Source organism: Burkholderia sp. E168m15 (assembly GCF_016586105.1).
Lineage (GTDB): Bacteria > Pseudomonadota > Gammaproteobacteria > Burkholderiales > Burkholderiaceae > Burkholderia > Burkholderia orbicola.
Genome location: NZ_BCPO01000119.1, coordinates 25,615 through 52,509, shown reverse-complemented (window position 1 = coordinate 52,509; position 26,895 = coordinate 25,615). Strand labels below are relative to the sequence as shown.

At 68.1% G+C, this 26,895-nt stretch carries 22 protein-coding genes; 17 read left to right on the top strand and 5 right to left on the bottom strand.

What is annotated here, in order from left to right; all coding sequences use genetic code 11:
• Positions 1-200 precede the first annotated feature (200 nt).
• The gene (locus JMF86_RS19165) at positions 201-1,055 is read left to right on the top strand and encodes a helix-turn-helix domain-containing protein (protein WP_011547464.1); all 855 of its coding nucleotides are present in this window, start codon (positions 201-203) and stop codon (positions 1,053-1,055) included.
• Positions 1,056-1,182: 127 nt separating this feature from the next.
• On the top strand, positions 1,183-2,856 hold the full coding sequence (locus JMF86_RS19160) for an ATP-dependent helicase (protein ID WP_011547463.1): 1,674 nt from the start codon (positions 1,183-1,185) through the stop codon (positions 2,854-2,856).
• Between the two features lie 51 nt (positions 2,857-2,907).
• Here the strand turns inward: JMF86_RS19160 and JMF86_RS19155 are convergent, their stop codons facing one another.
• Positions 2,908-4,467 (bottom strand): methyl-accepting chemotaxis protein, encoded by a 1,560-nt coding sequence (locus JMF86_RS19155; RefSeq protein WP_011547462.1) that lies wholly within the window; start codon positions 4,465-4,467, stop codon positions 2,908-2,910.
• 230 nt (positions 4,468-4,697) lie between these two features.
• Here JMF86_RS19155 and JMF86_RS19150 point away from each other — a divergent pair, with 230 nt between their 5' ends.
• Positions 4,698-6,212, top strand: a complete 1,515-nt coding sequence (locus JMF86_RS19150) for an MDR family MFS transporter (RefSeq protein ID WP_041489377.1) — start codon at positions 4,698-4,700, stop codon at positions 6,210-6,212.
• A 59-nt stretch (positions 6,213-6,271) separates the two neighbouring features.
• Here JMF86_RS19150 and JMF86_RS19145 read toward each other — a convergent pair whose 3' ends face one another.
• Complete coding sequence (locus JMF86_RS19145) at positions 6,272-7,270, bottom strand: quinone oxidoreductase (RefSeq protein ID WP_011547460.1); 999 nt, start codon at positions 7,268-7,270, stop codon at positions 6,272-6,274.
• A 140-nt stretch (positions 7,271-7,410) separates the two neighbouring features.
• On the opposite strand from JMF86_RS19145, the gene JMF86_RS19140 reads away from it, so the two are divergent.
• From JMF86_RS19140 to JMF86_RS19125, 4 genes are all read left to right on the top strand, one after another.
• Complete coding sequence (locus JMF86_RS19140; protein WP_043887355.1) at positions 7,411-8,283, top strand: LysR family transcriptional regulator; 873 nt, start codon at positions 7,411-7,413, stop codon at positions 8,281-8,283.
• Positions 8,284-8,363: 80 nt separating this feature from the next.
• On the top strand, positions 8,364-8,924 hold the full coding sequence (locus JMF86_RS19135) for a GNAT family N-acetyltransferase (protein WP_011547458.1): 561 nt from the start codon (positions 8,364-8,366) through the stop codon (positions 8,922-8,924).
• Positions 8,925-8,933: 9 nt separating this feature from the next.
• Positions 8,934-9,782 carry a MerR family transcriptional regulator gene (locus JMF86_RS19130; protein ID WP_006478759.1) on the top strand — a complete coding sequence of 283 codons (849 nt, stop codon included), beginning with the start codon at positions 8,934-8,936 and terminating at the stop codon, positions 9,780-9,782.
• Between the two features lie 123 nt (positions 9,783-9,905).
• Positions 9,906-10,886: a sulfonate ABC transporter substrate-binding protein gene (locus JMF86_RS19125; RefSeq protein WP_011547457.1), complete on the top strand. Its 981-nt coding sequence runs from the start codon at positions 9,906-9,908 to the stop codon at positions 10,884-10,886.
• Positions 10,887-10,965: 79 nt separating this feature from the next.
• On the opposite strand, the gene speB is transcribed toward JMF86_RS19125, so the two are convergent.
• The gene (speB, locus tag JMF86_RS19120) at positions 10,966-11,934 is read right to left on the bottom strand and encodes an agmatinase (protein ID WP_011547456.1); all 969 of its coding nucleotides are present in this window, start codon (positions 11,932-11,934) and stop codon (positions 10,966-10,968) included.
• 351 nt (positions 11,935-12,285) lie between these two features.
• Between speB and JMF86_RS19115 the strand changes: the two genes are divergently transcribed.
• From JMF86_RS19115 to JMF86_RS19095, 5 genes are all read left to right on the top strand, one after another.
• Positions 12,286-12,957 carry a lysoplasmalogenase gene (locus tag JMF86_RS19115; RefSeq protein ID WP_041489474.1) on the top strand — a complete coding sequence of 224 codons (672 nt, stop codon included), beginning with the start codon at positions 12,286-12,288 and terminating at the stop codon, positions 12,955-12,957.
• A gap of 246 nt (positions 12,958-13,203) precedes the next feature.
• Positions 13,204-14,784 (top strand): NAD(P)/FAD-dependent oxidoreductase, encoded by a 1,581-nt coding sequence (locus JMF86_RS19110; protein ID WP_011547454.1) that lies wholly within the window; start codon positions 13,204-13,206, stop codon positions 14,782-14,784.
• Between the two features lie 20 nt (positions 14,785-14,804).
• On the top strand, positions 14,805-15,734 hold the full coding sequence (locus tag JMF86_RS19105; RefSeq protein WP_011694774.1) for an SDR family oxidoreductase: 930 nt from the start codon (positions 14,805-14,807) through the stop codon (positions 15,732-15,734).
• On the top strand, positions 15,731-16,636 hold the full coding sequence (locus JMF86_RS19100) for a metal-dependent hydrolase (RefSeq protein ID WP_011547452.1): 906 nt from the start codon (positions 15,731-15,733) through the stop codon (positions 16,634-16,636). Before JMF86_RS19105 ends, JMF86_RS19100 begins: the two co-directional genes overlap by 4 nt.
• Before the next feature lie 4 nt (positions 16,637-16,640).
• Entirely contained in the window at positions 16,641-17,579 is a 939-nt protein-coding gene (locus JMF86_RS19095) for an alpha/beta fold hydrolase (RefSeq protein WP_011547451.1), read from the top strand.
• Here the strand turns inward: JMF86_RS19095 and JMF86_RS19090 are convergent.
• Complete coding sequence (locus JMF86_RS19090; RefSeq protein WP_011547450.1) at positions 17,540-18,094, bottom strand: putative glycolipid-binding domain-containing protein; 555 nt, start codon at positions 18,092-18,094, stop codon at positions 17,540-17,542. The two genes, JMF86_RS19095 and JMF86_RS19090, sit on opposite strands and share 40 nt — an antisense overlap.
• Before the next feature lie 362 nt (positions 18,095-18,456).
• Here JMF86_RS19090 and JMF86_RS19085 point away from each other — a divergent pair, with 362 nt between their 5' ends.
• The 5 genes from JMF86_RS19085 to JMF86_RS19065 all read left to right on the top strand — a co-directional run bounded on the left by JMF86_RS19085 (position 18,457) and on the right by JMF86_RS19065 (position 26,008).
• Positions 18,457-19,347 (top strand): urea transporter, encoded by an 891-nt coding sequence (locus tag JMF86_RS19085; protein ID WP_011547449.1) that lies wholly within the window; start codon positions 18,457-18,459, stop codon positions 19,345-19,347.
• Positions 19,325-20,098, top strand: a complete 774-nt coding sequence (locus JMF86_RS19080) for a class II aldolase/adducin family protein (RefSeq protein WP_011547448.1) — start codon at positions 19,325-19,327, stop codon at positions 20,096-20,098. Before JMF86_RS19085 ends, JMF86_RS19080 begins: the two co-directional genes overlap by 23 nt.
• Before the next feature lie 70 nt (positions 20,099-20,168).
• Positions 20,169-20,357: a 4-oxalocrotonate tautomerase gene (locus tag JMF86_RS19075; protein ID WP_011547447.1), complete on the top strand. Its 189-nt coding sequence runs from the start codon at positions 20,169-20,171 to the stop codon at positions 20,355-20,357.
• Positions 20,358-20,804: 447 nt separating this feature from the next.
• Positions 20,805-21,026, top strand: coding sequence for a hypothetical protein (locus JMF86_RS19070; protein WP_012339784.1), 222 nt, complete (start codon positions 20,805-20,807; stop codon positions 21,024-21,026).
• 140 nt (positions 21,027-21,166) lie between these two features.
• Complete coding sequence (locus JMF86_RS19065) at positions 21,167-26,008, top strand: NAD-glutamate dehydrogenase (protein WP_011547446.1); 4,842 nt, start codon at positions 21,167-21,169, stop codon at positions 26,006-26,008.
• Positions 26,009-26,030: 22 nt separating this feature from the next.
• Here JMF86_RS19065 and JMF86_RS19060 read toward each other — a convergent pair whose 3' ends face one another.
• Entirely contained in the window at positions 26,031-26,894 is an 864-nt protein-coding gene (locus JMF86_RS19060; protein WP_011547445.1) for a class I SAM-dependent methyltransferase, read from the bottom strand.
• Position 26,895 lies beyond the last annotated feature (1 nt).

The following is a 26,895-nucleotide window of genomic DNA, read 5'->3' as shown; positions in this document are numbered from 1 at the left end:
CGCGCCGAGGCTGGTCGGACGTAACGTCATGACACACCTTTCACACAAACGCACCTTTCACAACACTGAATGACGACCATTTTGCGGTAAAGTTATCTTTTCCGTGCGTGGCCGGTCGGCTCGCCATTGGACGTCATGAAGACTGTCCGCCGAGACTGCCGCAAGGCGTCGTTCTGAACGTCACGATCCGTCCCCGTAGCATGACCACTGAAGCAATCACCACGGATTCCCTCGCGGTTGCCGAGCGCGTGCGCGAACTGATGACCCGCAACGGCATCGGCAAGCGCCAGCAGACCACCGAGCTGTGCCGCATCCTCGATCTGAGTTTCTCGCAAGGCCACCGCAAACTGCGCGGCAGCAGCCCCTGGACGCTCGCGCAGATCAAGAAAGTCGCCGAAGCGTACGGCGAACCCGCCGCCCAGTTGTTCGGCGCGCAAACGCTCGACCCCGGCATGGTCGGCGCCTATTCCCAGGAAGCCGTCCTGTATGCGGGCGTCGCCGAGATTCCGTGCACCGCCTGGATCGGCGCGCCGCTCGAAGCCGGCGCGCGCCCCGAGTTCGTCGCGTACGAACAGAACGGCCGCTGGCGCGTGCTGCGCCATACCGGCGTGCTGTACCAGAACGCGTACGACGTACACAAGATCGAGATCTATCCGCGCCGCGCGGAGAGCGACAAGCTCGTCGTCGCGGTGATCGACCCCGATCGCGTCAGCGCAACCGAGCTGTGCCGCTATCTCGAACGGCAGGGTTTCGCGACGGCCGCGTTCGACGGCCTCGCGGCGTTCGTCGACGCGCTGCAGGGTCAGGCCTTCGACGCGGTCCTGACCGAATGGCTGTTCGACGACGGGACGGCCGCCACCGCGATCAAGGCCGTGCGCACGTCCGACAACCCGGGCGCGCCGATTTTCGTGCTGACGGGCGACCTGCTCACCGGACGCGCGAGCGAGGCCGACATCAGCGAAGTGATCCGCGCGTTCGACGTGGTGTGCTACGAAAAACCCGCGCGCATGGCGATCCTCAGCGCCGATCTCGCGAAGCGGCTCACGCGCGGCTGACGTCCGCCGGGCCGGCCGCCCGAATCGCGAACGGCCAACCTCCGCGCGGCGCCGCGGGCATGAACGGGTTCCTCAGTACAATAGCCGCACCCGTTCACGCCCACGCCGGCATCCGCCGCCCGACGCCATGGCCCGCCTCATCCCCGACGACTGGAAAAGCCTCGCCGCGACCGGCGCGGCCGAACGCGAGCGCGAGACGCTCGCCGCGCTCGAACACGCGCTGCCCGACAGCTACACCGTGTATCACGGCGTCCACTGGACGCGCGCCGACCAGGCATTCTCGGTGTTCGGCGAAGCCGCGTTCGTCGTCGTGAGCCCGGCCGGGCGCGTGCTGCTGATCGAACAGAAGGCTGGCTTCCTGCGCGAGACCCCGAAAGGGCTCGTGAAGGTCTACCTGCAAAAGGAGCGCAATGTCCCGATCCAGCTCGCGCGCACGCAGGAGACGCTGCACCGGCGCCTGACGGCCGCGCTCGGCGCGGGCGTCTACGGCGTCGAGGCGCTGCTGTACTGCCCAGACTACTCGATCCGCGACGCGTCGATCGCCGGCGTCGCGCCCGACCGCATCGTCGATGCGTCGCGCAAGGCGCAGCTCGCGCAGGTGATCCAGCAGATCCTGCCCGAGGACGACGAGCACTTTCCGAACGCGCCGAAGCTCCACCATTTCCTCGCGGACGAACTCGCGCTCACGCCCGACACGAGCGCGCTCGTCGGGCAAGCCGGCACGCTCGTCACGCGGCTGTCGGGCGGGCTCGCCGCATGGGCGCGCCAGCTCGACTTCACGCCGTTCCGGCTGCGCGTGACCGGCACCGCGGGGTCGGGCAAGACCCAGCTCGCGGTGCAGGTGATGCGCGATGCCGTCGCGGCCGGCCAGCGCGTGCTCTACGTCTGCTTCAACCGGCCGCTCGCCGACTACATCGCGCGCATCGCACCGCCCGGCGCGAAGATCGCGAATTACCACCAGCTGTGCGACTGGGTCGCGCGTGACGGCGGCTATACGCCCGATTTCCAGGTGCCCGGCGAATTCGACCGGCTCGAGGCGCGCTTCGCGCAAGCGCCGATTCCCGAACGCTGGCGCTTCGACGTGCTGATCGTCGACGAAGGGCAGGATTTCCATGCGCCGTGGGCAGCCGCGCTGGAGCGCCTGCTCGTGCCGGACGGCGCATGGTGGTGGCTGGAAGATCCGCTGCAGAACCTGTACATGCGCGAACCCGTCGCGCTGCCCGGCTGGGTCACGTTGAAGGCACTCGCGAATTACCGCAGCCCGCGCGACCTGCTCGAATTCGTGCGCGACGTCGTCGGCCGGGTCGAGCCGCTCGCGGCCGAACTGCGTTCGGGCAGCCCGTTCGACGGGTCCGATCCGTCGGTGTCGGCCTACGGGGAAGAAGGCGCGTCGGGCGACGCACTGGCGCAAGCCTGCATCGACGCGACCAAGCGTGCGATCACGCAGGCGCTATCGCTCGGTTTCCGCAAGCAGGACATCGCGGTGCTGTCGTACCGCGGCCGCGAAGGCTCGGTGCTCGCGCCGCTCGACCAGCTCGGCCCGCACCGGATCAAGCGTTTCACCGGCAAGTACGACCTGTTCGGCAACCCCGAGTATCGCGAAGGCGACGTGCTGCTCGACTCGATCTACCGCTTCAAGGGCCAGTCGGCGCCGTGCGTGATCCTCACCGAGGTCGACTTCGACACGCTCGACGCGCGGGCCGCGCGCAAGCTGTTCGTCGGTGCGACGCGCGCGACGATGAAGCTGCTGATCGTCGCGTCGTCGCGCGCGGCCGCGCAACTGGCGGACGCGGCGGGTTGACGCGGCGGGCGGGCAAGCGCCTGCCCGTTACCGCGCCGCCGTCGTTTCGATTCAGGCGACGCGGAACGCGCCCACCGCGCGACGCAGCCCGTCGGCCTGTTCCTCGAGCGACGCGGCAGCCGCGGCCGCCTGCTCGACGAGCGCCGCATTCTGCTGCGACACCTGATCCATCTGCGACACCGCGCGGTTCACCTGCTCGATCCCGTCGCGCTGCTCGCTCGACGCGGCCGCGATCTCCGTCATGATGCCCGTCACGCGCCCGATCGCCTGCTGGATGTCCTGCATCGTCGTGCCGGCCATACCGACGAGCCGCGAGCCGGTCGCGACCCGTTCGACCGATTCGCCGATCAGCGTGCGGATTTCCTTCGCCGCGGACGCCGAGCGCTGCGCCAGCGTGCGCACCTCGCCCGCGACCACCGCGAAGCCGCGGCCTTGCTCGCCCGCGCGCGCGGCTTCCACCGCCGCATTCAGCGCGAGGATGTTGGTCTGGAACGCGATGCCTTCGATCGTGCCGATGATGTCGGCGACCTTCTGCGAGCTCTGGTCGATTTCGTTCATCGTGCCGATCACCTCGCCGACGACCGTCGCGCCGCGCGTCGCGATCTCGCTCGCGCTGTCCGCGCAGGCCTGCGCCTCGAGCGCGTGGTCCGCGTTCTGCTTCACGGTCGCCGTCAGTTGCTCCATGCTCGCGGCCGTCTCCTGCAGCGCCGACGCCTGTTCCTCGGTGCGCTGCGACAGGTCGGTGTTGCCGGCCGCGATCTGGTGCGTCGCCGTCGAAATCGCTTCGGAGCCGTGGCTCACCTGGCGCACCGTATCCGCGAGGCTGCGCTGCATGCCCGTCACGCCCTTGACCAGCTCGGCCATCTCGTCACGCGACGACCAGCGCACTTCCGACGTGAGGTCGCCGTCCGACAGTCGGCGGAAATGCGACAGCAGGCGATTCACCGGTTGCGTGATCGCGAAATGCAGGCCGATCGCGCAACCCAGGCACGCGGCCAGCCCGAATGCGATGCCCGCGATCGCGCCCATGCGCATCCAGCCGTAATAGGTCTGCGCGGTGTCGTACACGTCCTTGCCGCGCCCGGCCTGGTACGCATCGAGCGCGTCGGTCGCCTGCGTGAGCGCGACCGACAGCGGCGGCGCGACGGTCATTAGCAAGCGGTCGGCTTCGTCGCGCCGCCCTTCGCGGATCGCATCGATCATCGGCTTCAGCGCCTGCCCGATCAACGCCTGGCGCGCGGCATCGAGGCGGCTCGCGAGCGGGCCCTCGTCGCCGTCGTGCGGCATCGCCGCGTAGTTGCGCCATGCCGTGTCGGCCTTCGCGAGATAGCCCTCGGCCTTCTTCACGAGCTCGGGCACCTCCGGCGCTTCCGGATGCAGCAGCGCACGGTCGAGCGTGGTGCGCACGATCGTCAGGTTCAGGCTCGCCGCGGACAGCGCGGTCTTCGCCGCCAGTTGCCGCGTATAGGCCTCGTCGAGGGCGCGGTTCGAGCTCTGCATGCCCGCGAGGCCGATCAGCCCCGACACGACGAGCAGCACGGCAACGAGGCCGAGCGTGGAGAAGATCCGCGTACGGATGGAGAAACGGGAAAACAGGGCGTTCAGGTTCATGACGGCACGTGAGCGGTGAAAAGAGCCGCGGCAATCGGTCCGCGGCCCTCTCTATTACGGTTTGCCTGCACAAAACTTGAGTCCGGCCCTGCCTTGCGGCTGATCGTGGTCAATTTTTCCGGCGGCAATCTCCCGTTACGACTGCAACATATCGAGGCTGGGCAGAAATTGACTAGTCAATCATTAATGGCTATATTTCAACCCAATTCCCTGCCATGGCAGATATCTCGATGACCACCGACACCCTCCTCACTCCGCCGGCCGCCGACGCGGCCCGCCGCGACGCGCCGACCGGGCTGATCGTCGCCGCGCTGCTGCTCGTCATGCTGCTGTCCGCGCTCGACCAGACGATCGTGTCGACCGCGCTGCCGACGATCGTCGGCGAACTCGGCGGGCTCGACCAGTTGTCGTGGGTCGTCACCGCGTACCTGCTGTCGTCCACCGTCGTACTGCCGCTGTACGGCAAGCTCGGCGACCTGTACGGCCGCAAGATCGTGCTGCAGGCGGCGATCGTGCTGTTCCTCGCCGGCTCCGCGCTGTGCGGCGTCGCGCAGGACATGACGCAACTGATCGTGCTGCGCGCGCTGCAGGGGCTCGGCGGCGGCGGCCTGATGGTCGTCACGATGGCCGCGATCGGCGATCTGGTGCCGCCCGATCGCCGGGCGCGCTACCAGGGGATGTTCGGCGGCGTCTATGGCCTCGCGACGATCGTCGGGCCGCTGCTCGGCGGCTTCCTGGTCGAACACCTGTCGTGGCGCTGGATCTTCACGATCAACCTGCCGCTCGGCGTGCTCGCGCTCGCGGTGATCGGCATGGCGTTCCGGCCGCACACCGCGCACGTGAAGCACCGGATCGACTACATGGGCGCCGCGTTCCTCGCGACCGCCCTCACCTGCGTGATCCTGTTCACGAGCGAAGGCGGCTCGCTGCTGCCGTGGACGTCGCCGCAGCTTTGGATGACGCTCGCGCTCGGCCTCGTCGCGATCGGCGGCTTCATTTACGAAGAACGCCTCGCGGCCGAACCGATCATGCCGCTCGAGCTGTTCCGCCACCGCACCTTCGTGCTGGTCAGCCTGATCGGTTTCGTGGTCGGCATCGCGCTGTTCGGCTCGGTCACGTTCATCCCGCTCTACCTGCAGGTCGTGAAGGGCTCGACGCCGTCGCAGGCCGGCATGCAGCTGCTGCCGATGATGGGCGGGATGCTCGTCACGTCGATCGTCAGCGGGCGGCTGATCTCGCGGCTGGGCTCATACCGAATGTTCCCGATCGCGGGGACGCTGACCGGCGGCGTCGCGATGGCGCTGCTGTCGACGCTGACGCTCGACACGCCGCTGCACACGATGTACGCGTACATGGCGCTGCTCGGGATCGGCCTCGGCATGGTGATGCCCGTGCTGACGCTCGCCGTGCAGAACACGGTCGAATTCCGGCACATGGGGGTGGCGACGTCGGGCGCGACGCTGTTCCGCTCGATCGGCGGCTCGCTCGGCGTCGCCGCGTTCGGCGCGCTGTTCTCGCACGGGCTGCAATCGCGGATGACGCATGCGCTGCCGGCCGGCACGGAATTGCCGCCCGCGCTCGGCCCGGCCGCCGTGCATCAGTCGCCGGATGCCGTGCGCGACGCGTACCTGCATGCGTTCGCCGGGTCGCTGCACGTCGTGTATCTGTCGGCCGCGACGGTCATCGCGATCGCGTTCGTGCTCGCGTGGTTCGTCGAGGATGCGCCACTGCGCAAGCACCACTGACCAGCGGGCGGCTTGCGACGCGACCGTCGAGCCGCGTCGCGAACCGCCCGCGCCCGCCGTCACGCCAGCAGCACGACACCGCCCGTCGTCGCGCGCGACTCCAGCAACCGGTGCGCGTCGGCCGCCTGTTCGAGCGGCAGCCGCGCGCCGATCTCGACATGCATGCCGCCCGCCAGCCGGTCGAGCGTCGCACGCGCGGCGTCCCGATAGGCGTCGACGTCGCGCGCGATGAAACCGAGCACGCTCGGCCGCGCAAGCGCGATCGAACGGGCCGGGCCCAACTCGTCGAGATCGAACGTCTGCCGCGCGCCGATCGCCGCCACCTGCCCGATGCTCGCGACCATCCCGAACGGACGAACCGCCCCGAGCGTACGGGTCAGCACGTCGCCGCCGATTCCGTCGATCGCGTAATCGACGCCCGCCCCGCCGCCGAACGCCCGCGCGGCTGCAACGAAATCCTCCTCGCGATAATCGACCACCGCTTCGGCGCCGTGCACGCGCACGAGCGCGGCTTTCGCGGCCGATCCGACCGTGCCGATCACCCGCGCGCCGAGCGCATGCGCCCACTGCGTCGCGAGCAGCCCGACGCCGCCGGCCGCCGCGTGCACGAGTACCGTATCGCCGGCGCCAACCTGCCGCACGCGATGCAGCAGCATGTAGACGGTGATCCCCTTCAGCAGCCCGGCGGCGGCGGCTTCGTCGCTCAGCCCGTCGGGAATCGGCAGCACGCGCTCGGCCGGCATCGTGCGCAGGCTCGCGTAGCTGCCGGTCGGCAGGCCGGCATACGCGACACGCTGACCGGGGACGAGCTCCGTCACGCCCGGCCCGACCGCGTCGATCACGCCGGCCGCCTCGACGCCGAGCGCGTCTGGCAGCGCGGGCAACGCGTGCGCGCCCGTCCTGAAATAGATGTCGACGAAATTCACGCCGATCGCGGTCTGGCGAATCCGCACTTCGCCGGCCCCGGGTAACCCGACGGGCGCATCGACGCGGCGCAGCACGCCGGCGTCGCCGTAACGGTCGATGCCGATCCGGATGGCGTTGGCAGTTTGGGTCATGACGTTCCTCGCTATCGAATGAAGTGAATGAAGTGACACGATGATCCCATCGTGCATAATCGAACGGAATTCACGCTGAGCGCCCATCTACTGTGCAAAATTCGACCGATCACGATTCTGCCGGCGCACCCGCGCTGCCGATGAGCTGGGACGACATCCGCTACTTTCTGGCGGTGATGCGCGGCGGCAGCCTGTCGGCCGCCGCGCGAGCGCTGCAGGTCCAGCATTCGACGGTCGCGCGGCGCATCGACGCGCTGGAATCGGCGCTGGGAATCCGGCTGTTCGACCGGCTGCCGCGCGGCTGGCCGCCGACCGACGAAGGGCTGCACCTGGCTGAGCACGCCGCACGCCTCGAAGCCGACGCGCATGCGTTCGCGCGCGCCGCGCAAGGCGCGGCCGCGCTCGACGGCGTGGTGCGCGTATCGGCGTCGCCGGTGTTCGCCAGCCATTTCCTCGCGCCGCGCCTGGCCCGTGCACAGCGCGCGTGGCCGGCGCTGCGGATCGACCTGATGGGCGAGATGCATGCGGCCAACCTGTATGCGCGCGAAGCCGACCTCGCGGTGCGGCTGTCGCGGCCGAGCGAACCGGGGCTCGCCGCGCGCCGGCTCGGCACGATGCGCTTCGCGCTGTGCGCGGCACCGGAATGGGCGGACGCGCCGCCCGACACCTGGCCGTTCGTCGGCTACGACGACGCGCTCGCGCAAACGCCGCAGCAGCAATGGCTCGAACGCGTCGCGGCCGGGCGCCGTTTTGCGTTCATCGCCAACGACCTCGCCGCGCAGCATCGCGCGTGCGCAGCCGGGGCCGGCGTCGCGCTGCTGCCGCGGTTTCTCGTCGACGATCCGGCCGCGCACGCCGGCGCACCGCTCGTCGAGCTGACGGCCGCGCCGCGTTGCGACATCGAGCGCGAAATCTGGCTCGTCGTTCATCCGGACGTGCGCCGGTCGCCGCGTGTGCAGCGCGTCGCCGACGCGATCGCCGATGCGGTTCATGCGGCGGACGGCCGGCTGTAAGCCGCCGAAACCACAAACGGCTTTGCCACGCGCGTCGGCGGCCGGCATAGTAGCGTTTTGACTTCGCCCGCGCTGCCCTCATGTCTACTGCTCCCACCTGCGTCGTGCGCGACGCGACCGACGCCGACCTCGACGCGATCCACGCGATCTATGCACACCACGTTCACCACAGCGTCGCGTCGTTCGAGGAAACGCCGCCCGACGTCGCCGAACTGCGCGCACGCCGCGACGCGGTGCTCAGCCACGGGCTGCCGTATCTCGTCGCCGAATGCGACGGTCGCGTAGCCGGCTACGCGTACGCGACGCCCTACCGCACGCGCAGCGCGTACCGCTTCGCGATCGAGGATTCGATCTACATCGACGACGCGCAGCGCGGCCGCGGAATCGGCCGCGCGCTGCTCGACGCGCTGATCGCGCGCTGCGAAGGCGGCCCGTGGCGGCAGATGATCGCGGTGATCGCCGACGGCGGCACCGGCGGCTCGACGTCGCTGCATCGCGCGTTCGGCTTCGAACCGGCCGGCCTGCTGAAAGCGGTCGGCTTCAAGCACGGCCGCTGGATCGACACGGCGCTGCTGCAGCGCCCGCTCGGCGACGGCGCGAACACGCGCCCCGCCTCGCCCGAGCCTGCCGCCGCGCGCTAGAATGGCCGCATGTCAAAACAGACTCATTCCACGCCCGACGAGGCCACGCCGGATTCCCGCAACGAGTACACGGTCGACGAACTCGCGCGCGTGTCCGACACCACCGTGCGCAACGTCCGCGCGTACCAGGACCGCGGGCTGCTGGCGCCGCCGGAGAAACGCGGGCGCGTCGGCATCTACGACGACACGCACGTCGCGCGCCTGAAGCTGATCAATCATCTGCTCGCGCGCGGCTACACGCTGTCGAACATCCAGGACCTGATCAAGGCGATCGACGAAGGCCACGACCTGCGCTCGATCCTCGGCCTCGAGAACGCGATCGGCGGCCGCTGGTCGCACGAGCTGCCGAAAACCTATTCGCTCGCGCAACTCGCGCAGATGTTCGGCCCGCAAGCGACCACGCAACTGTCGCGCGTGACCGAGCTCGGGCTGCTCGAACGGCGCGGCCTGTCGTTCGTCGCGAAAAGCCCCGCGCTGCTCGAGGCGGCGGCCGCGATGACGAAGGAAGGGATTCCGCCGCGCGAGCTGCTCGACGTGATCAGCCTCGCGCGGCCGCATTTCGACGCGATCGCGCGGCTGCTCGTCGATCTCGTCGTGAAGCGGCTCGACCGCTACGACGCCGGCACGCTGCCGCCGGCCACCGACGTGCCCGAACTGGTCGACGCGATCTGGCGGCTGCGTCCGCTCGCTGCCGTGTTCGTCGAAGGCGAGACGAACCGCGCGCTCGAAACCGCGGCCGGCGCGTATCTCGGCGGCCGGGTCGCGACGATCCTCGACAAGAAGCTCAGCGACGAAGCGGCGCGGCAGTCCGGCGCGCCGGATACGTCCGATCCGGCAGGCCACGACGACAAAGCATAGGGCCGACGCCGTCATATCCATATCGGCAATGCTTCGTTTGCGGGCACGATCGCCCATGCGACGATTCTTCCAACCGAGCGGCACCGGCCGCTCTCCGAAGATGCCTCGCATGGAGTTCATTCGATGATTCGTTTCACCCGCTGGATCACCCGCGCCGCCGCCGTCTCGCTGGTCGCCTTGTCCGCCGCGTCGGCGTTCGCGCAAGGCGGCGCCGACAAGATCGTGCGCATCGGTTATCAAAAGGCCGGCCTGTTGTCGATCGTCAAGGCGCAGGGCGCGCTCGAGGCGCGGCTCAAGCCGCTCGGCTATGGCGTCCAATGGTTCGAATTCCCGGCCGGCCCGCAACTGCTCGAAGCACTGAACGCAAACAGCATCGACTTCGGCTATACGGGCGCGCCGCCGCCCGTGTTCGCGCAGGCGGCCGGCGTGCAGTTCGTCTATGTCGGCGCGGAACCGCCGGCGCCGCACAACGAGGCAGTGTTCGTAAAGGCCGATTCGCCGATCCGGACGGTGGCCGGCCTGCGCGGCAAGAAGGTCGCGCTGCAGAAAGGCTCGAGCGCGAACTACCTGCTGCTCGAGGCGCTGAAGAAGGCCGGCGTGCGCTATGACGAAATCCAGCCGGTCTATCTCCCGCCGGCCGACGCGCGCGCCGCGTTCGAAAGCGGCAACGTCGACGCGTGGGCGGTTTGGGACCCGTACTACGCGGCCGCGCAGAGCGCGCTGAAGGTGCGCACGCTGTCCGACTACACGGGGCTCGCGGCGACCAACAATTTCTACGAGGCGACGCGGAGTTTCGCGCAACAGCATCCCGACGTGGTCGGCGCGATCCTGAAACAGGCGCGCGAAACGGGCCAGTGGGTCAACGGGCATCCGGCCGACACGGCCGCGCTGCTGGCGCCGAAGGTCGGGTTGCCGCAGGCGCTCGTCGAGACGTGGATCAAGCGCGTGCCGTTCGGTGCGGTGCCGCTCGACGAGCGCATCGTCGCCGCGCAGCAAGGTGTGGCCGATGCGTTCTACGCGGCGAAGCTGATTCCGCAGAAGCTGAGCGTGGCCGACAACGCCTGGGTCGACAAGAACGTCGCGAGTGCGCTGGCGGCGAAGTAATACGCGCGGCACCCTCCCTCAGCAGGCCGGCCGGGCGCGATGCCCCGCCGGCCGCTTTCGTGTCCCGCGTGGCACACGCTCAACGCAACGCGTTCGCCACCTTCTTCTGCCGCCATACACACAGCAGATCGCAAGCGACATGCGCGGCCGCGATCGCCGTGATGTCCGCATGATCGTACGCGGGCGCCACCTCCACCACATCCGCTCCGACCAGATTCACCGCCCCGAGCGAGCGCACGATCGCCAGCGCCTGCGCCGACGACAAGCCGCCCGCCACCGGCGTCCCGGTTCCCGGCGCGAACGCCGGATCGAGGCAATCGATGTCGAAGGTCAGATACGCAGGCCGCGCGCCGACGATCTCGACGATCCGCTCGACCGCCGCCCGCGCACCATGGTCATGCACCCACGCGGCATCGAGCCGCTCGATCCCGAGAAAGTCGTCGTTCCACGTGCGGATGCCGACCTGCACCGACGTCGCGGGATCGATCAGCCCTTCCTTCACGGCCTTGTAGAACATCGTCCCGTGATTGAGGCTGTCCGGATCGTCGTCGGCCCACGTATCGCAATGCGCGTCGAAGTGAATCAGCGACAGCGGCTTGCCATAGCGCTCCGCGTGCGCGACCAGCAGCGGATACGTGATGTAGTGATCGCCGCCGAGCGTCAGCATCTTCGCGCCCGAGCGCAGGATCGTGCGCGCATGCTCGACGATCGCCGGCTTGATCGACAGCGGATTGTGCGCGTCAAACCAGCAGTCGCCGTAGTCGACGGCCGCGAGATCGTCGAACGGATCGAAGCCCCACGGATACGGATGGAGCTCCGCGAGCTGCACGCTCGCCGCGCGGATCGCGGCCGGCCCGAGCCGCGCGCCGGAACGATAGGTCGTCGCGAGATCGAGCGGTACGCCGGAGATCGCGACGTCGACGCCGTCGAGCGCACGGGAGTAATTGCGGCGCATGAACGACAGCACGCCCGCATAGGTGTTTTCGATCGAGGAACCGTACGGCGTCGTGCGACGGATCGCGCCGTCGCCGTGGAGAAGTTCGGTCATGGTCGGACCTGTTTTCGTGGGGAGCCGGCGCCGCCCTTCGCATCAGCGCGCGGGCCGGGCACGGCATGGATTCATCGGCACGCCCCGGCTCGCGCATCCGGTCGCGCGGCCAGGCGGGGCATCGACAACGGCAATACCGCGGCGATCATAGCAAGCCGAATCGCAGCCGTTGCCCCGGTTCAGCCGGGGCAACGCGCGGAAAAACCAGCGGCGGCATCGCGGCTCGTCGCCGTCGTTTCCTAGAAGGATTCACCGGTTTTCGCGCCTTCGTTCTTCCGGATAATGGCCGGCAGCCGCGCCCTCGACGGCGCGCCGTCCGCTGCAGACGAAGACAAACCGGAGACACCCGCCTTGATCGCCACGCTTCCCGCCACCTATCGCCGGCTCTGGCCGCTCGCCATCGCCGCGGCGTTGCTGTACGGACTGTCGCTCGCCGCCGCACCCTATCCGGGCCAGGCCGCCGCGAAAGCCGCGATGGGCATCCTGCTGCTCGCGGCGGGCAGCACCTGCGGCGCGCCGCGCGAACGCGCGTGGCTGTGCGCGGCGCTCGCGACCGCCGTGCTCGGCGACGTACTGCTCGCGCTGCCCGACTGGCCGCTGTCGTTCGTCCTCGGCCTCGGCGCGTTCCTGCTCACGCACCTGTGTTATTGCGCGATCTTCTTCCGGTGGCGCGCGCGGCCGCACGGCTGGCGCATCGTTGCGCTCGTCGGGCTATGGATCGCCGCGCCGGCGTTCTACGCGGCGTTCTTCCCGCACCTCGGCGAGCTGCTGGCGCCGGTCGCCGTCTACATGCTCGTGCTGTGCGTGATGGCGAGCTTCGCGCTCGCCGCCCGCACGCGCGGCCCGCTGGTCGCCGTCGGCAGCCTGATCTTCGTCGGCTCCGACACGCTGATCGGCGTCGGCCGCTTCCTTGACGGCTTTCCGGGCATCGACTATCTGATCTGGGGCCTCTATGCGCTCGCGCAGGTCACGATCGTGGCCGGGGTTTTCCATGAGACGGCCGCCCGATCGATCCGTCCCTGATACCGTTTCAAACGGACCGTCGCGCGCCGGCGGTCCCGTTTCTTCCCCGTCTCGCCCTGCCGACGGCCTTTTCCGGCCATCCCGCATTGCGGAAACTGCTCCGTTCCAAACCCCGCTCAGCCTTTTCCCGCCTGGCTTCCGGCCCTTAGAGCGCCGCTTCTAGCCTCTTGCGGTTTCCGGGTTCACCCACTATCGTTACATCAAACAATGTAACATTCAAAAATGAGCCAAATCGGAGACACCCGGATGAATGCTCGCACGTTGCCTTTCGGTCCACCCGGCCATGACGGCCTGGACGAAACCATCGACATCGCCATCATCGGCACCGGCTTCGCCGGCCTCGGGATGGCGATCCGCCTGAAACAGACGGGCGTGACCGACTTCGTCGTCCTCGAGAAGGCCGCGTCGGTCGGCGGCACGTGGCGCGACAACCATTACCCCGGGTGTGCATGCGACGTGCAATCGCACGTCTATTCGTTCTCGTTCGCGCCGAACCCGCGCTGGACGCGCATGTTCGCGCCGCAGCCGGAGATCCGCGCGTATCTCGAAGACTGCGTGCAGCGCTTCGGCGTCGGCCCGCACCTGCGGCTGAATCACGAATTGCAGCGCGCCGAATACGACGAAGCCGCGCAACGCTGGCGCCTCACGTTCGCGAACGGCAAGCGGCTGTCCGCGCGCGTGCTGGTGTCGGGGATGGGCGGCCTGTCGCGCGCCGCGCTGCCGGCGATTCCCGGTGTCGAAAACTTCCAGGGCCGTGCGTTCCATTCACAGCAGTGGGATCACGACTACCCGCTCGAAGGCAAGCGCGTCGCGGTGATCGGCACTGGCGCGAGCGCGATCCAGTTCGTGCCGCAGATCGCGCCGCGCGTGAAGGAACTCGCACTGTTCCAGCGCACGCCGCCGTGGATCATGCCGAAGCCCGACCGTAACCTGAGCGGCTTCGAGAAATGGCTGTTCCGCACGCTGCCGTTCACGCAGAAGCTCGTGCGCAGCGGCATCTACTGGATGCTCGAATCGCGCGTGCTCGGCTTCGCGATCCATCCGTCGCTGATGAAGAACGTGCAGAAGCTCGCGCTGCGCCACATCCGCAAGCAGATTCCCGATCCGGAGCTGCGCAAGGTGGTCACGCCGAACTACACGCTCGGCTGCAAGCGCGTGCTGATCTCCAACGACTACTACCCGGCGCTGTCGCGCAAGAACGTCGACGTGATCACGACCGGCATCGACCATATCGAAGCCGACGCGGTCGTGACGACCGACGGTAAGCGCCATGAAGTCGACTGCCTGATCTACGGCACCGGCTTCCAGGTGGCCGACCCGTATCCGCGCGGCGCGATCATCGGCCGCGGCGGCCTCGATATCGTCGACGCGTGGCGCGACGGCGCGCACGCGTATCTCGGCACGACGCTGCCCGGCTACCCGAACTTCTTCATGATCGTCGGCCCGAACACGGGCCTCGGCCACAACTCGATGGTGTTCATGATCGAGTCGCAGATCGAATACATCCTCGGCGCGCTGCAGGCGATGCGCCGCGAGCGCGCGGAGGCGATCGAGGTGCGCCCGCTCGTCGAGGCGCAGTTCAACAGCGACCTGCAAGGCAAGCTGAAGAAGGCGATCTGGTCGACGGGCGGCTGCAAGAGCTGGTACCTCGACCCGCGCACCGGCAAGAACACGACGTTGTGGCCGGGCTTCACCTGGCGCTTCCGCCAGGCCACCGCGCACTTCTCGATCGCCGATTACCACGCGTATCGCGCACCGCACGACACGACCGCGCGGCCCGCCGCCGCGCCAGCCGCTTCCGCTTCCACGTCCGCCGAAGCGGCCTGAGTCAGACAAGGAGCCACGACATGAGAGATTTCGCCAACAAGGTCGCCGCGATCACGGGTGCCGGCTCGGGCATGGGCCGCGCGCTCGCGATCCAGCTCGCGCAGGCCGGCTGCCACGTGTCGCTCGCCGACAAGAACGGCGTCGGCCTCGCCGAAACCGAACGGATCGTCCGCGCGATCGCGCCGAACGTGCGCGTGTCGACGCGCGTCCTCGACGTCGGCGATCGCGACGCGATGTTCGCGTGGGCCGACGACACCGCGAAAGAGCACGGCAAGGTCAACCTGATCTTCAACAATGCGGGCGTCGCGCTGTCGAGCACGATCGAAGGCATGGAATACAGCGATCTCGAGTGGATCGTGAACATCAACTTCTGGGGCGTCGTGCACGGCACGAAGGCGTTCCTGCCGCACCTGAAGGCATCGGGCGACGGCCACGTGATCAACACGTCGAGCATCTTCGGGATCTTCGCGCAGCCGGGCATGAGCGGCTACAACGCGACCAAGTTCGCGGTGCGCGGCTTCACCGAATCGCTGCGCCAGGAACTCGACATGATGAAGTGCGGCGTGTCGGCCACCTGCGTGCATCCGGGCGGCATCCGCACGAACATCGCGCAGTCGAGCCGCGTCGCGAAGAACATGGTCGGCTTCATCGTCGAGAGCGAACAGCAAGGCAAGGACAGCTTCGAGAAGTTCTTCATCACGACCGCCGACGACGCCGCGCGCACGATCCTCGCCGGCGTGCGCAAGAACAAGCGCCGCGTGCTGATCGGCCGCGACGCGAAGGGCGCGGACTGGATGGCCCGCATCCTGCCGGCCGCCTACCAGGCGCTCGTCGTGCTCGCGACCCGCCGCGAGGCCGCGAAGGCCCGCCGTGCCGCACGCGGCACGCCGGCGCCGGCCCCGGTGCACGCCACCTACAACAATGCAGGCAATCAGGGAGAACAATCATGATGACACCGAACATGATGCCCGTGCGGCGCGACATCCGTTTCGCGCTGCCCCCCGAACGCGCGAAGGACTGGCACGTGCAGGGCGTGCCGGTCACGCACTTCATGAATGCGCTGTCGCTGCTGTTCCCGGCCGGCGAACGCTTCTTCATGGATTCGGTGCGCAACTACCGCGACCGGATCGAGGACCCCGAGCTGAAGAAGCAGGTGATCGGCTTCATCGGCCAGGAAGCGATGCACACGCGCGAGCACATCGAGTACAACGACCTGCTGCAGGCGTCCGGCCTGCCCGCGCACAAGCTCGACAAGCGCCTGTGGACGATCCTCGGCTGGTTCAAGAAGGTGCTGCCGCACTCGATGCAGCTGGCGATCACGATCGCGCTCGAGCACTACACGGCGATCCTCGCGAACCAGTTGCTGTCGGGCCACGAACACCGGATCGACGGCTCGGTCGAGGGCTACCAGCAGATGTGGATGTGGCATGCGATGGAGGAAACCGAGCACAAGGCGGTGTCCTACGACGTGTGGCGCACCGTGATGAAGCCGGGCCTCGGCAGCTACCTGCTGCGCACCGGCACGATGCTGACGACGACCGTATTCTTCTGGGCCATCGTGTTCGACTTCCACGTGCGGCTGATGCGCGCGCACCGTCGAGAACACGGCAAGTTCGGCGGCATGTGGCGCCTCGTGAAGTATCTGTACAGTCCGAAGAACGGCGTGTTCCCGAGCATCGCGCGCGAATGGCTCGACTACTTCCGTCCGGGCTTCCACCCGTGGGATCACGACAACCATCAATACCTGCAGGAGCTCGACACGCTGCTCGAGAACATCGACGCGACCAACGCGCGCTATGCGGCGCAAGCCGCCCCGCGCCGCGTGCCGCTGCATTCGGTCGCGCAGGCATGACGCGATGGCGCGCGCTCACGAGATGCTGACCGTCCAGTCCGGCGACGTGAAACTCGCCGTCTACGTAAGCGGGTCGCGCCGCGCGCCGCCGCTGATCCTCGTGCACGGCTATCCCGACTCGGCGGCCGTGTGGGCGCCGATCCGCGCGCGGCTCGCGAAGCGCTACCGCGTGATCGCGTACGACGTGCGCGGCGCCGGCGCATCCGATGCGCCGCGCCGCCGCGCCGACTACACGCTCGAGCGGCTCGCCGGCGACCTGAAGGCAGTCGCCGACGCGACCTGCGGCGGCCGGCCGTTCCATCTCGTCGGCCACGACTGGGGCTCGATCCAGTGCTGGGAGGCCGTGACCGACCCGGCGTTGCGCGGCCGCATCGCGTCGTACACGTCGATCTCGGGCCCGTGCCTCGATCACGTGTTCCGCGCGAAGCTGCGGCTCAAGCAGAGCCTGAAGTCGTGGTACATCGGGTTCTTCCATCTGCCGGTCGTGCCGTCGCTGGTATGGCGGCTCGGCGGGGCCGCGCTGTGGCCGCGCTGGCTCCAGCTCACCGAACGCGTGCGGGCCGAGCGCGATCCCGTGCAACTGAAGAACGCGTTGAACGGGATGCAGATGTACCGTGCGAACTTTCTCGCGCGGGCCCGCAAGCCGCGTGAACGGTACGCGCAGGCGCCGGTGCAGATCCTCGTCCCGGTACGCGACCGCTACGTGACCCCCGAGATGTCGGTCGACCTCGACCGCTGGCTCGGTGACCACGTGCGCGAGGAAATCGATGGCACGCACTGGATCGTGCTGCGCCATCCCGACCTGATCGCGTCGCGGATCGACCGGTTCGCGTCCGCGCATGAACGGCCCGCGGTCGCGGCAGTACCGGCGGCGGCGCCGGCCGCGCAAACGGGCGCCGCAGTTCAGCGCAGCGGCGGCAGGCGCTTGAACAGCGTTTCGTAGTCGATCACGAGCCCGTCGTTGTCGATGTCCATTTCCGCGGTGAAATTCCGGAAGATCCCTTCGTAGCGGTAGCGGCGGCCCGGTTCGATGCACGCATAAGCCTGCTTGACCGGCGTGACCGTCAGGTCGGGCGTCGAGATGTACGCGACGTCGATCGGCCGCCGCTCGCCGCGCGCGAGCTCGAGGCGGCCGATCGGCAGCGAATTCGTAAACGGCGTCGCCGCGATGTCGATGTCGATGCAGCCGGCGAGCTCGTACAGTTCGCGGCCTGAACCGTCGCGCCAGTGCCCGGCCCCGTCGCCGTGCAGCTCGAGCGTGCCGCCGCCCATCACCTTGAGCACCGCGTACTTCACCCGCCACTGCGAATCGCACTCGACGCGATACGCAAGCCCGTACGCGCGGCCGTACCGCTGGCCGACCACGGCGCTTTCGACGACGATCGCGCCGCCACTGCGGTCGAACGTCAGATGTTCGACCCCGTCGCCTTCGAGCGACGCCCACCGCACCTCACGCATCGTTCCACCTCCTTGGTATCCCGTGTCGGGGCATCGTCACATAAATCATCGCTATCCGGAATGTCACCGTCGATCGAGTCCAGCTCGGCGGCCCGGTCGCTAGAGCGTTGAAACTGACGCGCATTGGCCCCCCCTTGGCGGCAGCCCAGCGGGCACGCGAAAACAATAGCGATGGCGCAAGTTTGATATCGAATCGCCGGAATCTCGCGAAAATGCCAACAAAACACCTCCAAGTACGCGCCCCGCACCTCTCGACGCCCCGTTTCAGGGCATCGACCTCAAATCCTGACTATCCAGAATTCCCTATTCCGGTGCATCGCGGAGTGTCCTATGCTCGCGGCTCATCCTGTTCCGCTGCCATCATGCCTACCGCCCGCCCCGCCTCGCCGTCGATCGACCTGCGCATCCTGCTGCGCGGCATCGGGCAGGTCGTGCTACAGGCGAATGCGCTCACCGGCGCGCTGCTGCTCGTCGCGCTGGCACTGACCGACCTGCGGCTCGCGTGCGCGGCGCTGGTCGGCTCGGCCGCCGCCAGCATGACGGCCGTGCTGATGGGCGCCGAACGCCGCGACGTCGAACAGGGGCTGCACGGCTTCAACGGCGCGCTGGCCGCGCTGATCGCCGTGCTGTTCGCGCCCCATCCACTCGCCGCCGTCGCGCTGATACCCTTGGTCGCGATCGGCGCGGCGCTCGTGCAACGCGCGATGCGCAAGCCGCTCGCCCGCTGGCGTCAGTGCCCGTATTCGAGCCCGTGCCTGGCCGTCACCGCGCTGTGGCTGCCGTTTGTCGCATTGCAGCATGCGGACGGCGCGAGCGCCGACGCGCTGCTGACGTTCGATTCCGCTGCCGCCGCGCTGTTGTCGGGCGTCGCTCAAACCACCTTCGCGCACGGCGCGTGGGCCGGCGCGCTGGTCGTCGCCGGCCTCGCCGTCGCGTCGCGCCGCGCGGCCGTGTTCGCGCTTGGCGGCGCGCTCGTTTCGACCGTGCTGCTGGTCGCGCTCGGCGCGAGCGGCGGCGCATTCGCCGACGGCCTGCTCGGTTTCAACGGTGCGCTCGCCGCGCTCGCGCTGATGCCGCGCGGCCCGCGTGCGGCGCTCGCGGCCGCCGCCCTCGCCGCGCTGCTCCAGTGGCTCGCGATGTGTGCGGACATCCCCGTGTTCACGGCCCCGTTCGCGCTCGCGTCGTGGGCGACCGTAGCCGTCGCGCGCCGCTTCACCCTCGGAGAACCCGATGTCATTCGCATACCGTCCTGATGCCGTGAAGCCCGGCGGCCCGATCTCGGACGCCGAACGCAAGCTGCGGGTCGACCTCGCGGCCGCGTACCGGCTCGTCGCGCTGAACGGCTGGGACGACCTGATCTACACGCATTTGTCCGCGACCGTGCCGGGCGAACCCGGCCACTTCCTGATCAATCCGTTCGGCCTCACGTTCGACGAGGTTCGCGCGTCGAACCTCGTGAAGATCGACCTGGCCGGCAACCGGATCGGCGCCAGCGAGCACGCGGTCAACGTGACCGGCTTCGCACTGCATGCGGCCGTGCACGCCGCACGCGCCGACGCGGTCTGCGTGATGCACCTGCACAATACGGCCGGCATCGCCGTGTCGATCCAGCGCGACGGGCTGCTGCCGGCGTCGCAGCATGCGCTGCGCTTTCATGGCGACCTCGCGTACCACGACTACGAAGCGCTCGCGTTCTCGCCGGCCGAGGGCGCGCGGCTGACCGCGAGCCTCGGCGCGAAATCCGCGCTGCTGCTGCGCAACCACGGCACGCTGACGGTCGGCCGGACCGTCGCCGAAGCCTATGTGCTGATGGATACGCTGATCAAGGCGTGCGACATCCAGGTGCGCGCGCAGGCCGGCGGCGGACCGCTCGTGCTGCCGGCGCCGGCCATCGCCGAGCGCACCGCGGAACAACTGCTCGACGGCGGCGCAATCGAAGGCGAACTGGAATGGCCGGCGCTGCTGCGCCGGCTCGACCGGATCGATCCGTCGTATCGCGACTGACGTTGCCTCCGCACCCGACCGCATCGTTCACCGTCAATCGTTCAATCCATTCCAACCGGAGCCTCATGCCATGCCGACTTTCAATATCCAGCTATTCGAAGGCCGCACCGTCGAGCAGAAGCGCGCATTCGTCGAAGCAATCACACGCGTCACGTGCGAAACGCTCGGCTGCGCGCCGGGCTCGGTCGACATCATCCTCACCGACGTGAAGAAGGAAAACTGGGCGACCGCCGGCAAGCTGTGGAGCGACGAGGGCTGACAACACCCCGTAAAAGGCCTGCGTCCGCACCACGAGGACGCGGCACCTCGCTCTCAGGTGCTCACATTCGTTAGTTATCCCAATATATTGTCATTGACATCAACATCGACAACTACTATTTTTATCATCACACAGACAATTTCATCACTGCATTTTAATTAACAACTATTTTCAATTAGTTTAAAAATAATCGCATTTATCACAATAGCCAGCCACTCACCTTCATCGGTGTCATCGCCAGCAATGAACTCCGGCACGCAAATTCATGCCGATACGCAACTCATTACTGCAAGTAGACACCGTGAAAATCAGAACACTCAAAGGTTACTCCGCCGCCCTGCTTTTTTCGTTGATTTCCTTCGCGAATCCCGGCGCCTGCAAATCCGTATCCACGGAACTGCGTCAACAGTTGCAACGCACTAGCCGGATGCTAACAAGGTGAACCCCATGATCACGGACAAGCAAGTCGCGCACGCCCTGAACGATATGATCCTACAAATGGGGGCCGATCTCGATCGCTCTCTGCTGACAGTCAAGGCGTCGTGCCCGGATTCAGAATTCATCGCCTATCGCGACTTCGTTTCCTCGCTATTGAACACGATGCTACTCGACTTCATGAACCCGCTCTACATGCGACATCCCGACCTGAAGCCGCCGGAGTTGACTTGACCCACATCTGCAGCGTCCGGGCGCTGCAGATGCCCGCCTCACACCCACCGCCCTTGTGCACCCGCACATCGCTTTGTCACGCAATCGGCGCATAATGCCGGACAGACGCAGCAGCCAATGGCCACCCGACGGAGACCGCCATGGAAGCGAAGAACGAGGAAGTCGTCGCACACCTGCTCTCCGATGTCGTCGAATTCGCGCGCGCCCGCCTGCCCGAAGCCACGTTCCGGATCGTCGAACCCTTCCTGCGTCACTACTACGATTTCGTCGACGCCGACGATCTGCAGAATCGCAGCATCGCCGACCTGTACGGCGCCGCGATGGCGCACTGGCAGACCGCCCAGAAATTCGTGCCCGGCAGCGAACGCCTGCGCGTGTACAACCCGATCCTCGAACAGCACGGCTGGCATTCCGATCACACGGTGATCGAGATCGTCAACGACGACATGCCGTTCCTGGTCGACTCGGTGACGATGGCCGTCAACCGTCTCGGGCTCGCGCTGCATTCGGCGCTGCATCCGGTGTTCCGCATCTGGCGCGGCGCCGGCGGCGGCATCGAGCGGGTCGACGCGGGCGGCGCGACCTCGAGCGACGGCCAGTCGCAACTCGCGTCGTTCATCCATTTCGAAGTCGACCGCTGCGGCGACGCCGCGCTGCTCGACACGCTGCGCGAGGACATCGCACGCGTGCTCGGCGACGTGCGCGCGTCGGTGGAGGACTGGCCGAAGATCGTCGACATCGCCCGCGCGACGATCAAGGAGATGAAGGCGCGCGAAGCGACCGCGGAGGACATCGAGGCGCGCGCATTCCTCGAATGGATGGCCGCCGATCACTTCACGTTCCTCGGCCAGCGCGACTACGCGCTCGTGTCGGACGGCACGGGCTTCGGCCTGCGCGGCATCGAGGGCTCGGGCTTCGGCATCCTGCGCGAATCGCTGCGCACGTCCGACGCGCCCGACGTCACGCCGCTGCCGCAGGCCGCCGCCGACATCATCACCGGCGCGTGGCCGATCTTCCTGACCAAGGCGAATTCGCGCGCGACGGTGCACCGGCCCGGCTATCTCGACTACGTCGGCGTGAAACTCGTCGGCGCCGACGGCAAGGTCACCGGCGAGCGCCGCTTCATCGGGCTCTACACATCGACCGCATACATGGTGTCGAGCGCCGAGATCCCGATCGTGCGCCGCAAGTGCGCGAACATCGTGCGGCGCGCGGGCTTTTTGCCGAAGGGGCATCTCGGCAAGTCGCTCGTGACGGTGCTCGAAACCTATCCGCGCGACGAACTGTTCCAGGCCGACGAAGACCAGCTCTACGACATCGCGCTCGGCATCCTGCGCCTGCAGGAACACCAGCGCACGCGCCTGTTCGTGCGGCGCGACCGGTTCGACCGCTTCGTGTCGTGTCTCGTGTTCGTGCCGCGCGACAAGTACAACACCGACCTGCGCCGCCGCATCGCGAAGCTGCTGGTCGACGCGTACAACGGCGTGAACGTCGAATTCACGCCGCTGCTGTCGGAATCGGCGATCGCGCGGATTCATTTCGTCGTGCATGCGGAACCGGGCACGATGCCCGACGTCGACACGCGCGAACTCGAAACGCGGCTCGTGCAAGTCACGCGCCGCTGGCAGGACGATCTCGCCGACGCGCTGCTCGACGCATTCGGCGAAGAACAAGGCAACCGTCTGCTGCAACGCTATGCCGAGTCGTTCCCGGCCGGCTATCGCGACGACTATCCGGCGCGCACGGCCGTGCGCGACATCGAGCTGATCGAGCGCGTGAAGGACTCGGGCCAGCTCGCGATGAACCTGTACCGGCCGATCGAGGCCGGGCCGCGCGCGTTCCGCTTCAAGGTCTATCGCGCGGGCGACCCGATCGCGCTGTCGCGCAGCCTGCCGATGCTCGAACATCTCGGCGTGCGCGTCGACGAGGAGCGGCCATACCGGATCCAGACGCAGGATGGCGCGCATGCGTGGATACACGATTTCGGCCTCGAGCTCGCGGACGATACCGAGTTCGACATCGAGCGCGTGAAAGGCCTGTTCGAGGATGCATTCGACCGGATCTGGAGCGGCCGGATCGAGAACGACGACTTCAACCGCCTCGTGCTGCGCGCCCACCTGAGCGCACGCGAAGTGACGATCCTGCGCGCGTATGCGAAATACCTGCGGCAGGTCGGCTCGACCTTCAGCGACGCATATATCGAACGCGCGCTGACCGGCAATCCGGCGATCGCGCGCCAACTCGTCGAACTGTTCCTGCTGCGCTTCGACCCGCGCATCGGCGACACGCGCGACGTGCAGGCCGAACGGCTGCTGAAGGCGATCGAAGGCGCGCTCGACCAGGTGCCGAACCTCGACGAGGACCGCATCCTGCGCCAGTTCCTCGGCGTGATCAACGCGACCGAGCGCACGAACTACTTCCTCGCCGACGCGAACGGCGAGCCGAAACCGTACCTGTCGTTCAAGTTCAACCCGGCGAAGGTGCCCGGCCTGCCCGAACCGAAGCCGATGTTCGAGATCTGGGTGTACTCGCCGCGGGTCGAGGGCGTGCACCTGCGCGGCGGGCGCGTCGCACGCGGCGGCCTGCGCTGGTCGGATCGCCGCGAGGATTTCCGCACCGAGGTGCTCGGGCTGATGAAGGCGCAGATGGTGAAGAACGTCGTGATCGTGCCGGTCGGCTCGAAAGGCGGCTTCGTCGTGAAGAACCCGCCGCCGCAGAGCGATCGCGAAGCGTGGATGCGCGAAGGCATCGCGTGCTACCAGACGTTCCTGCGCGGGCTGCTCGACCTCACCGACAACCTCGCCGGCAACGCGATCGTGCCGCCGCCCGACGTGGTGCGCCACGACCCCGACGATCCGTATCTCGTCGTCGCCGCCGACAAGGGCACGGCCACCTTCTCCGACTACGCGAACGCGATCTCGCACGAATACGGCTTCTGGCTCGACGACGCGTTCGCGTCCGGCGGCTCGGTCGGCTACGACCACAAGAAGATGGCGATCACCGCGCGCGGTGCATGGGAATCGGTGAAGCGGCACTTCCGCGAAATGGGCATCGACACGCAGGCGACCGACTTCACCGTGGTCGGCGTCGGCGACATGTCGGGCGACGTGTTCGGCAACGGGATGCTGCTGTCGCCGCATATCCGGCTCGTCGCCGCGTTCGATCACCGGCACGTGTTCCTCGACCCGAACCCCGACCCGGCGACGAGCTTCGCGGAGCGCCAGCGCATGTTCGCGCTCGAACGCTCGAGCTGGGCCGACTACGATACGTCGGTGATCTCGGCGGGCGGCGGCGTGTATCCGCGCACCGCGAAGACGATCCCGCTGTCGCCGGCGGTACAGGCCGCGCTCGGCATCGACGCGCACGCGCTGCCGCCGACCGAGCTGATCCGCGCGATCCTGCAGGCGCCGGTCGACCTGCTGTACAACGGCGGCATCGGCACCTACGTGAAGGCGGCGCGCGAAACCCACGCGCAGGTCGGCGACCGCGCGAACGACGCGGTGCGCGTGAATGGCGCGGACCTGCGCTGCAAGGTCGTCGGCGAAGGCGGCAATCTCGGCTGCACGCAGTTCGGTCGCATCGAGTTCGCGCAGCGCGGCGGCCGCATCAATACCGATGCGATCGACAACTCGGCCGGCGTCGATTGTTCGGATCACGAAGTCAACATCAAGATCCTGCTCGGGCTTGTCGTCTCCGACGGCGAAATGACCGAGAAGCAGCGCAACGCGCTGCTCGCGGAAATGACCGACGAAGTCGGCTTGCTCGTGCTGCGCGACAACTACTACCAGACGCAGGCGCTGTCGATCGCGGGCCGCTATGCGGTCGAGCTGCTCGACGCCGAGGCGCGGCTGATGCGCTGGCTCGAACGCGCGGGCCGCCTGAACCGCGTGATCGAATTCCTGCCGACCGACGACGAAGTCGCCGAGCGGCAGGCCGCGAAGCTCGGCCTCACGTCGCCGGAGCGTGCGGTGCTGCTCGCGTACAGCAAGATGTGGCTCTACGATGCGCTGCTCGAATCCGACGTGCCCGAGGACCCGCTCGTCGCCGCGATGCTCGTCGACTACTTCCCGAAGCCGCTGCAACAGCGCTTCAGCGAGCCGATGCGCCGCCATCCGCTGCGCCGCGAGATTCTCGCGACGCACCTGACCAACGCGCTCGTGAACCGCGTCGGCTGCGCATTCGTGCACCGGCTGATGGAGGAAACCGACGCGAAGCCGGGCGACATCGTGCGCGCCTGCATCATGGCGCGCGACGTATTCGACCTCGATGCGGTGTGGCGCGATATCGATGCGCTCGACAACCGCGTCGCCGACGACGTGCAGGCGCGCATGTTCGTCGACGTCGCGCGGCTGCTGGAGCGCGCGGCGCTGTGGTTCCTGCGGCATCTGCAGTCGGGCGCGGTGGCCGACGGCGGCGTTGCCGGATTGATCGCGCGTTGCCGCGACGCGGTGCAGCGGATCGCGCCGCAACTGCCGTCGTTGCTGCCGGGCGACGATCTGGAAGCGCTGTCCGAGCGGCAGCGCGTGCTGGTCGACGCGGGCGTCGACAGCGCGCTCGCGGTACGCGTCGCGAGCGGCGACATCTCGGCCGCGCTGCTCGACATCGCCGAAGTGGCGGCGACCTGCAACCGCAGCCTCGAACTCGTCGCGGGCGTCTATTTCTCGCTCGGCACGCTGCTCAATTACGGCTGGATCGGCGAACGCGCGGCGAACCTGCCGACGCCGACGCACTGGGACATGCTCGCGCGCGCCGCCGCACTCGCGGAAGTCGCGCGGCTCAAGCGCACGCTCGCGACCAGCGCGCTCGCGGAATCGCCGGATTCGACCACGCCGGACACGATCGTCGGCGCATGGCGCGCGCGCCGCGAGGCCGCGCTCGCGCGCTACGAGCACCTGCTCGCGGATCTGCGCGCATCCGGCGGCGCGAGCCTCGCGGTGCTGCTCGTGGTCGTGCGGGAAATGGCCGTGCTCGAACGGGCGTGACGCGCGTGACGGATGCGACGGGTCAAACCGTCGCGACCAGCAACTCTTCCGCGCGGCTCGGCGGCCGCAGGCCGTCCGTGCGATCGGCGAAATAACGGCGCGTCAGCTCGGCGGCCGACACGTGTTCGGCCTTCGCAAAACCGGCCTCCCGAGCGAGCGCCTGAATCTGGTCCGGCATGAAGAAGCTGATGAACGGCGTGCCGCTCGCCCGCGCGCCCTTCGCGGCCATTTCCAGCCCCGGGCGCACGTCCAGCGCCGCGTTCTCGAGCGGCAGCAGGAACGTCATCGCGAACGTCGACCCCGGCGCGAGCGACGCCACTTCGCGCAGCGCGGCCGCATTCGCTTCGCGCGTCAGGTACATGCTGACGCCGGTGGACACCACGACCGCCGGCTGGCCGGCATCGAAGCCCGCACCGACGAGCGCGTCGCGCCACGACTGCTTCGCCTCGAAATCGACCGGCACGAAACGCAGCCAGTCGGGCACGCCGTAGCCGAGTTCGACCAGGCGGCGTTGTTTCCAGCGCTGCGGCGCCGGCTGGTCGACTTCGAACACGGTCACGCGCGATGCCATCTCCGGCCGGCGCTGCACGAAGCTGTCTAGCCCTGCGCCCAGGATCACGTACTGGCGCACGCCGCGCGCGGCGTGCTCGGTCACGAGATCCTCGATGAAGCGCGCCCGCGCGACGATCGACGCGCGAAACGGCCGAGTAAACTGCGGGTCCATGTCGCCGCGCTGCTGCCAGCCGGGTTCGGGTGCGAGCAATTGCAGCCCGATTTCGTCCGTGAGCACATGCGGTGGGGCGTCGAGCTCGACGTGCAACGCGCGCCACAGCGCGACGCGTGCGGCCGTGCTGTCGGGCGCATCGTCTTCGCGGTTATCCGTCATG

Coding starts and splice junctions, on each gene's coding strand:
- JMF86_RS19100 (WP_011547452.1), top strand. CDS start 15,731: ATGATGACACCGAACATGATGCCCGTGCGGCGCGACATCCGTTTCGCG.
- JMF86_RS19095 (WP_011547451.1), top strand. CDS start 16,641: ATGGCGCGCGCTCACGAGATGCTGACCGTCCAGTCCGGCGACGTGAAA.
- JMF86_RS19125 (WP_011547457.1), top strand. CDS start 9,906: ATGATTCGTTTCACCCGCTGGATCACCCGCGCCGCCGCCGTCTCGCTG.
- JMF86_RS19155 (WP_011547462.1), bottom strand. CDS start 4,467: ATGAACCTGAACGCCCTGTTTTCCCGTTTCTCCATCCGTACGCGGATC.
- JMF86_RS19130 (WP_006478759.1), top strand. CDS start 8,934: ATGTCAAAACAGACTCATTCCACGCCCGACGAGGCCACGCCGGATTCC.
- JMF86_RS19150 (WP_041489377.1), top strand. CDS start 4,698: ATGACCACCGACACCCTCCTCACTCCGCCGGCCGCCGACGCGGCCCGC.
- JMF86_RS19140 (WP_043887355.1), top strand. CDS start 7,411: ATGAGCTGGGACGACATCCGCTACTTTCTGGCGGTGATGCGCGGCGGC.
- JMF86_RS19070 (WP_012339784.1), top strand. CDS start 20,805: ATGATCACGGACAAGCAAGTCGCGCACGCCCTGAACGATATGATCCTA.
- speB (WP_011547456.1), bottom strand. CDS start 11,934: ATGACCGAACTTCTCCACGGCGACGGCGCGATCCGTCGCACGACGCCG.
- JMF86_RS19165 (WP_011547464.1), top strand. CDS start 201: ATGACCACTGAAGCAATCACCACGGATTCCCTCGCGGTTGCCGAGCGC.
- JMF86_RS19080 (WP_011547448.1), top strand. CDS start 19,325: ATGTCATTCGCATACCGTCCTGATGCCGTGAAGCCCGGCGGCCCGATC.
- JMF86_RS19160 (WP_011547463.1), top strand. CDS start 1,183: ATGGCCCGCCTCATCCCCGACGACTGGAAAAGCCTCGCCGCGACCGGC.
- JMF86_RS19085 (WP_011547449.1), top strand. CDS start 18,457: ATGCCTACCGCCCGCCCCGCCTCGCCGTCGATCGACCTGCGCATCCTG.
- JMF86_RS19110 (WP_011547454.1), top strand. CDS start 13,204: ATGAATGCTCGCACGTTGCCTTTCGGTCCACCCGGCCATGACGGCCTG.
- JMF86_RS19105 (WP_011694774.1), top strand. CDS start 14,805: ATGAGAGATTTCGCCAACAAGGTCGCCGCGATCACGGGTGCCGGCTCG.
- JMF86_RS19135 (WP_011547458.1), top strand. CDS start 8,364: ATGTCTACTGCTCCCACCTGCGTCGTGCGCGACGCGACCGACGCCGAC.
- JMF86_RS19065 (WP_011547446.1), top strand. CDS start 21,167: ATGGAAGCGAAGAACGAGGAAGTCGTCGCACACCTGCTCTCCGATGTC.
- JMF86_RS19075 (WP_011547447.1), top strand. CDS start 20,169: ATGCCGACTTTCAATATCCAGCTATTCGAAGGCCGCACCGTCGAGCAG.
- JMF86_RS19145 (WP_011547460.1), bottom strand. CDS start 7,270: ATGACCCAAACTGCCAACGCCATCCGGATCGGCATCGACCGTTACGGC.
- JMF86_RS19060 (WP_011547445.1), bottom strand. CDS start 26,894: ATGACGGATAACCGCGAAGACGATGCGCCCGACAGCACGGCCGCACGC.
- JMF86_RS19090 (WP_011547450.1), bottom strand. CDS start 18,094: ATGCGTGAGGTGCGGTGGGCGTCGCTCGAAGGCGACGGGGTCGAACAT.